This window comes from Acinetobacter sp. YH12040, assembly GCF_013420005.1.
Taxonomy (GTDB): domain Bacteria; phylum Pseudomonadota; class Gammaproteobacteria; order Pseudomonadales; family Moraxellaceae; genus Acinetobacter; species Acinetobacter amyesii.
Window position 1 is genome coordinate 24,540 of record NZ_VOZB01000018.1, and the last position, 6,590, is coordinate 31,129.

Annotated in this window: 4 protein-coding genes, 4 pseudogenes and 1 other annotated feature; of the genes and pseudogenes, 7 read left to right on the plus strand and 1 reads right to left on the minus strand. The window is 47.4% G+C overall.

Going from position 1 to position 6,590, the window contains the following annotated elements; translation table 11 throughout:
- The first annotated feature begins 76 nt into the window (after positions 1–76).
- The 6 genes and pseudogenes from FTT99_RS15485 to FTT99_RS15505 all read left to right on the plus strand — a co-directional run bounded on the left by FTT99_RS15485 (position 77) and on the right by FTT99_RS15505 (position 5,967).
- Positions 77–1,402, plus strand: coding sequence for an ISNCY family transposase (locus tag FTT99_RS15485; protein ID WP_179989167.1), 1,326 nt, complete (start codon positions 77–79; stop codon positions 1,400–1,402).
- Between the two features lie 466 nt (positions 1,403–1,868).
- Complete coding sequence (locus FTT99_RS15490; protein ID WP_006581699.1) at positions 1,869–2,435, plus strand: recombinase family protein; 567 nt, start codon at positions 1,869–1,871, stop codon at positions 2,433–2,435.
- A 182-nt stretch (positions 2,436–2,617) separates the two neighbouring features.
- A pseudogene (locus FTT99_RS15495) lies at positions 2,618–3,590 on the plus strand (IS3 family transposase).
- Positions 2,907–3,023, plus strand: a sequence feature (AL1L pseudoknot). (Overlaps the previous pseudogene by 117 nt.)
- A 151-nt stretch (positions 3,591–3,741) precedes the next feature.
- Positions 3,742–4,956, plus strand: a complete 1,215-nt coding sequence (gene floR, locus FTT99_RS15500) for a chloramphenicol/florfenicol efflux MFS transporter FloR (RefSeq protein WP_000214122.1) — start codon at positions 3,742–3,744, stop codon at positions 4,954–4,956.
- Positions 4,957–4,983: 27 nt separating this feature from the next.
- Positions 4,984–5,283 (plus strand): annotated as a pseudogene (locus tag FTT99_RS16595) (LysR family transcriptional regulator); the annotation flags it as partial.
- 3 nt (positions 5,284–5,286) lie between these two features.
- Positions 5,287–5,967, plus strand: coding sequence for a LysR family substrate-binding domain-containing protein (locus FTT99_RS15505; RefSeq protein ID WP_109354582.1), 681 nt, complete (start codon positions 5,287–5,289; stop codon positions 5,965–5,967).
- Between the two features lie 197 nt (positions 5,968–6,164).
- On the opposite strand, the pseudogene FTT99_RS15510 reads toward FTT99_RS15505, so the two are convergent.
- A pseudogene (locus tag FTT99_RS15510) lies at positions 6,165–6,392 on the minus strand (IS4 family transposase); the annotation flags it as partial.
- Positions 6,393–6,481: 89 nt separating this feature from the next.
- Here FTT99_RS15510 and FTT99_RS15515 point away from each other — a divergent pair.
- Positions 6,482–6,590 (plus strand): annotated as a pseudogene (locus FTT99_RS15515) (dihydropteroate synthase); the annotation flags it as partial.

The window sequence follows — 6,590 nt, forward strand, 5'->3', positions numbered from 1 at the left end:
CCAAAGTAAAAATGTCCGCTTTTAGAATATGCGCTTTTGCGATTATCGAAGCGGACGGTTTGATATGTTGGTGTCTATGTCGGATAAAGAACTTAAACGATTGTCGGTCGTGCAGGAAATCTGCGATCAACGCATAACTCAATCCCAGGCTGCTCAGCTACTTCATATTTCAGAACGTCAGATCAGGCGTTTACTGCAAAAATACAAAGCTCAAGGCCCAGCTGCATTAGCCCATGCCGGTCGTGGTCAAACCAGCAATTCCAGGCTTCCTGAAGAACTCAGGCTCAAGTGCCTCAATATGGTTGCTGAGCAATTCCATGGTTTCGGACCCACTTTAGCGCATGAAAAGCTGACTACCATTCATGGATTCGATATTTCAGTGGAAACCCTGCGTTCCTGGATGATTGCAGCCGATTTATGGATTCCTCGCTCCAAACGCCTGAAACGCCCATATCAGCCTCGTTATAACCGGGACTGTTATGGTGAACTGATCCAAATTGATGGCTCACATCATGACTGGTTTGAAGGAAGAGCCCCTAAATGCTGTCTATTGGTGTTTATCGATGACGCCACAGGAAAATTGCAGCACTTACGCTTCTGTGAGTCAGAATCAGCCTTTGACTATATGATTTCAACACGTTTGTATGTTGAGCAGCATGGTAAGCCTTTAGCCTTCTACAGCGATAAACATTCAGTCTTCAGGGTGAATCAAAGCAGCAAGAAAGACACCAAGATTACGCAATTTGGGCGCGTACTCAGCACCCTGAATATCGATATTATCTTCGCTAATTCACCACAGGCCAAAGGCCGTGTAGAACGAGCCAATAGAACGCTTCAGGACCGTCTGATCAAAGAAATGCGCCTGGAAGGCATCTGTTCGATTGAACAAGCGAATGCCTGGCTACCCTGCTTCATTGAGCAATTCAATCAGAAGTTTGCCAAGATGGCCTTTAATCCCAAGGATCTACACCGGACTGTCACTGAAACAGCCGAAGAATTAGATGATATTTTTACCTGGCGTGAACCCCGCAGAGTCACGAATAGCCTGACGATTACTTATGATAAATGCGTATATCTCCTGGAAAACACGGAAGAAAACCAAAGATTGATTAGTAAGTATCTTGAGTTCCTGGAATACCCGGATGGTACAGTCGCGATTGAATATCAGGGAAGAAAAATCAATTACAGCATCTTCGATAAATTAAGTCAGCTTAACCAGCGAGAGATTGTTGAGAATAAACGTTTAGGTGCAGTTCTCAATCATATTCAACAACAGCATGAAGAATTGGAACAGCAAAACAAACGTAATCGTTCTCAATCTATGCCAAGCAGACGTGCACAGAAGACAGTAATCAAAGAACGAAATCTGAATCCTGTGCTTGACTTGGAAATGTCTGTATAGGACATTTCTATTTGGTTTTAAGGTAGGACATTACTACTTAGGAATAACAGCGTTATAATTCTCTATAGAAATCAATGCTGTAGTTTCTAGTTGATAGCCCATCTTCCCCAAGGTGGGCTTTTTTTATGATTTTTCACGTTCCACGCTTATTATTTAATCAAAAGACCTCTTGCGAAAGTATAGTTTATCTAATTTTTGAATTGGCTAAAACCTCATAAAATATAGCTTTTGGCTGCTTAAAATTTGACTAACGCAAGAATTCTAAAGTTTCTCAACTTTGATTAGCTCAAATAAATACCATTTCTCTTTTTCTAGGTCTCTTTAAATCACGAATTATGTAACTATAGAGTATAGCCTAACGGAACAAAATAAAGTCTTAAAAAGCAACTCAAAAACCGTATTTATAGACTTAATATTTAATTTCGGTACAATATGTATTTAATTATCTAAACTCTAACGGTACAGAATGCCTAATCAGGTCGGATATATTCGAGTCAGTTCAACTGAACAAAATACTGAACGTCAATTAGATGGAATCAGCCTGGATAAGACCTTTACTGAAAAGGCAAGCGGTGGTAGCCGTGAACGTCCTCAGTTAAATGCAATGCTCGACTATCTGCGTGAAGGTGATACGGTGCATGTTCATAGTATTGATCGTCTGGCACGTAATACAAATGATCTGAACGAAATTGTGAATAGTCTGAATGATCGTGGTATAACCATTATTTTTCATAAAGAGAATTTGACCTTCAGTCATGATGTAGCACAATCGGCAATAAATAAACTCATGTTTCAGATGCTTGCTGCATTTGCAGAGTTTGAACGCTCCATGATCCGTGAGCGTCAAAAGGAAGGAATTGCAAAAGCCAAAGCGAAGGGCTTATATAAGGGAAGAAAGCGGAAGGTTGACTATGTTGAAATACGAAAAGCAATGGCTGAAGAAAATTCAACATTTAGAGGTGTTGCAGAAAAGTTTAAAGTAGGGATAGCAACAGTACAAAGAGCTTTAAAAGAAGAAACTAATAATCAATAAGGTTGATTAATGAAGACGCTTAGATATTCAAATTTAGAAAAGATCATGACCATTTATACTGAAATTTCTACTTATATTACATTTCATAATGCGACTGGTTTAACAGATATAAATAAATCAATGGAAGATTTTTGAACCGTACCGGGTTTGTCGGAGACCAAGCTTTCTGAGAGAATGTCCCGATGAAAAAAGTAAAATATACCCCTGAAATCAGAGAAAGAGCGGTTCAATTATTGATTGAATCCGAGAAAGATTATCCATCGAATTGGGCTGCGATCACCGCTATTGCTCCCTGAGCAGTATACTGCGCAAGGGTTGTACTCCTGAAACACTACGTGTTTGGTATCAAAAATATTTAGATAAACAAAATCCAGTTAAAGTACAGCAGCTTTCAGACCAAGAACGTATCAAACAACTCGAACGCGAAAATAAAGAACTGCAACGCGCCAATGAAATTCTACGTAAAGCAGCCGCTTTTTTCGCCCAGGCGGAGCTCGACCGCCCACACAAATAATGGTGGATTTTATCCATAATAATAAAGAGCTGTACGGAGTCGAGGCGATTTGTAGAATTTTACCGATCGCACCTTCAACCTATTACCGGACTCTAGATCTCTGTGAAAATCCAGAACATCGAGCAAAGCGAGATTTACATGACTTGCATCATGCTGAGGAGATTAAACGAATTTGGAAGGAAAGTTCAGGTCGGTATGGTGTACGTAAAGTCTGGCAAAAACTGAAACGTGAAGGCTATATTATTGCGCGCTGTACTGTTGCTCGATTAATGCAAAAGCTAGGTATAAAAGGTGTTTGGCGTGGTAAGAACAAACAAACCACCCGTAGCCGAGATGATCAAAAACGAGCGGATGACTTGGTAAAACGTAATTTTACTGCTGATCATCCTGACCAACTGTGGGTGAGTGACTTTACGTATATTCAAACAAATTCAGGCTGGGTTTATACTGCATTTATTATTGATGTGTTCTCACGAGCAATTGTTGGATGGAAAGTATCGACACGGATGAATACAGATATGGTGCTCGATGCATTGGAGCAAGCATTTAGGGCGGCAGAGGGGGCTGGAACGCTGAGTGCGCCCATGCCGCATTGCAAAGCAAAAGATAATCGGATAAAATGTAGCAATTCATATTCGTAAGCGTGGAGTAATCAGATGGGAAATTCCAAGTCAGCAGACAAGTAAGCCGCAACAACCAGTATTGTTGTTGCGGCGCTCTGTAAGGCTAGTCTCATCTGATTGCTGACGAGCAGACGTCGCCCGGTATTCCTTAATCGAGGGTTGATTCGTCATGACCACCACACGCCCCGCGTGGGCCTATACGCTGCCGGCAGCACTGCTGCTGATGGCTCCTTTCGACATCCTCGCTTCACTGGCGATGGATATTTATCTCCCTGTCGTTCCAGCGATGCCCGGCATCCTGAACACGACGCCCGCTATGATCCAACTCACGTTGAGCCTCTATATGGTGATGCTCGGCGTGGGCCAGGTGATTTTTGGTCCGCTCTCAGACAGAATCGGGCGACGGCCAATTCTACTTGCGGGCGCAACGGCTTTCGTCATTGCGTCTCTGGGAGCAGCTTGGTCTTCAACTGCACCGGCCTTTGTCGCTTTCCGTCTACTTCAAGCAGTGGGCGCGTCGGCCATGCTGGTGGCGACGTTCGCGACGGTTCGCGACGTTTATGCCAACCGTCCTGAGGGTGTCGTCATCTACGGCCTTTTCAGTTCGATGCTGGCGTTCGTGCCTGCGCTCGGCCCTATCGCCGGAGTATTGATCGGCGAGTTCTTGGGATGGCAGGCGATATTCATTACTTTGGCTATACTGGCGATGCTCGCACTCCTAAATGCGGGTTTCAGGTGGCACGAAACCCGCCCTCTGGATCAAGTCAAGACGCGCCGATCTGTCTTGCCGATCTTCGCGAGTCCGGCTTTTTGGGTTTACACTGTCGGCTTTAGCGCCGGTATGGGCACCTACTTCGTCTTCTTCTCGACGGCTCCCCGTGTGCTCATAGGCCAAGCGGAATATTCCGAGATCGGATTCAGCTTTGCCTTCGCCACTGTCGCGCTTGTAATGATCGTGACAACCCGTTTCGCGAAGTCCTTTGTCGCCAGATGGGGCATCGCAGGATGCGTGGCGCGTGGGATGGCGTTGCTTGTTTGCGGAGCGGTCCTGTTGGGGATCGGCGAACTTTACGGCTCGCCGTCATTCCTCACCTTCATCCTACCGATGTGGGTTGTCGCGGTCGGTATTGTCTTCACGGTGTCCGTTACCGCGAACGGCGCTTTGGCAGAGTTCGACGACATCGCGGGATCAGCGGTCGCGTTCTACTTCTGCGTTCAAAGCCTGATAGTCAGCATTGTCGGGACATTGGCGGTGGCACTTTTAAACGGTGACACAGCGTGGCCCGTGATCTGTTACGCCACGGCGATGGCGGTACTGGTTTCGTTGGGGCTGGTGCTCCTTCGGCTCCGTGGGGCTGCCACCGAGAAGTCGCCAGTCGTCTAACCGACGACTGGTAGCAGGCCCGCTCCGATGCGGCGCACTAACCATCGAAACCTCGTGAATGTCGGTATCCTGTCTGGCAGGATACCGCTCATTTCCCTTGTTCAGTTCATCGCCGTCGCCGAGCATCTGAATTTTCGGCATGCGGCCAAGGCACTTGGTATCAGCCAGTCGAGCGTCAGCGCGCGTGTGAAAGCGCTGGAGGATAACCTTGGTGTCCTGCTATTTGAGCGCCATGCGCGGGGCGTTCGGCTAACAGACGCAGGCAGGCACTTCATGGAGCGTGTCACGGCGGGTGTCGATCAACTCGATCACGCAGTGAAGACCGCAGGCATGACAGCTCAAGGAGAATACGGCCGGCTTCGCATCGGCATCCATGCCTTAATCCCACGCAGCTTTCTCACGGAGCTGATCCGTCATTATCGGGAAGAACATACGGGCATTGAGGTTGAGATCACCGAAGGCACAGCCCGCGATGCGGTGATGCAGCTTCGTGCTGACCAGCTCGACGTGGTGTTCGTCGCGGGCAAGCCCGAGATGCCCGACTGCCATACCCGACCGATCTGGACCGAACCGCTGGTGGCCGTGCTATCGGATGGGCATCGCCTCGCCGGGCAGTCCGCAATCACTTGGTCCGATCTGGTCGGCGAGACTTTCATTGTTCGCTATGGTGGCACCGGCCCGCAGGTCCATGACCATATCGTGCTGCGCCTTGCCGGGCGTTGGCCCGCACCGTCGATCCGGCGCTTTGATGTGGGGCGCGACACGCTGCTATCTATGGTCGGACAAGGCTTCGGCATCACTATCGTCGGCGAGGCAACGTCATTGTTGCCGACGACCGGCATCGTCTTCCTGCCCTTCCTCGATGAACCGGAGCCGGTTGCCTTTACAGCCGTCTGGTCGCCGTTCAATCGCAACTCCGCACTGAAAAATCTACTCAACCTCGCAGGCAAAATGAAGCGTGACGGCGATTCGCCCAATCGTTTCCTGGATGGCACTCGACCGGCACGATAACGGCACAGGCGATCCATCCTATTTGCCGCCGATAGTATCCGGCAGCCCTCCGGCATCCTCTTTCCTGTTGCCCGTCCCGATTTTGCCTACTCTCTGATCGGCTCCGTCTCTTTTGCCGACTGGAGCCTGCATTGCGCGGAGGCCGAATCCTTTGGGGTCAGATCGCCGTAGTCATCACCATCGTTCTGGTGATGACACTGAGAAATTTGACGATAATCAAAATACTGACCTGCAAAGAAGCGCTGCATACGTCGATAAAATGATTGTGGTAAACACTTGATGGGCAAGGCTTTAGATGCAGAAGAAAGATTACATGTTTGCTTTAAAATAATCACAAGCATGATGAGCGCAAAGCACTTTAAATGTGACTTGTTCCATTTTAGAGATTTGTTTAAGATAAGATATAACTCATTGAGATGTGTCATAGTATTCGTCGTTAGAAAACAATTATTGTGACATTATTTCAATGAGTTATCTATTTTTGTCGTGTACAGAGATTATTATAGAAGCCCCCATGAATAAATCGCTCATCATTTTCGGCATCGTCAACATAACCTCGGACAGTTTCTCCGATGGAGGCCGGTATCTGGCGCCAGACGCAGCCATTGCGCAGGCGCGTAAGC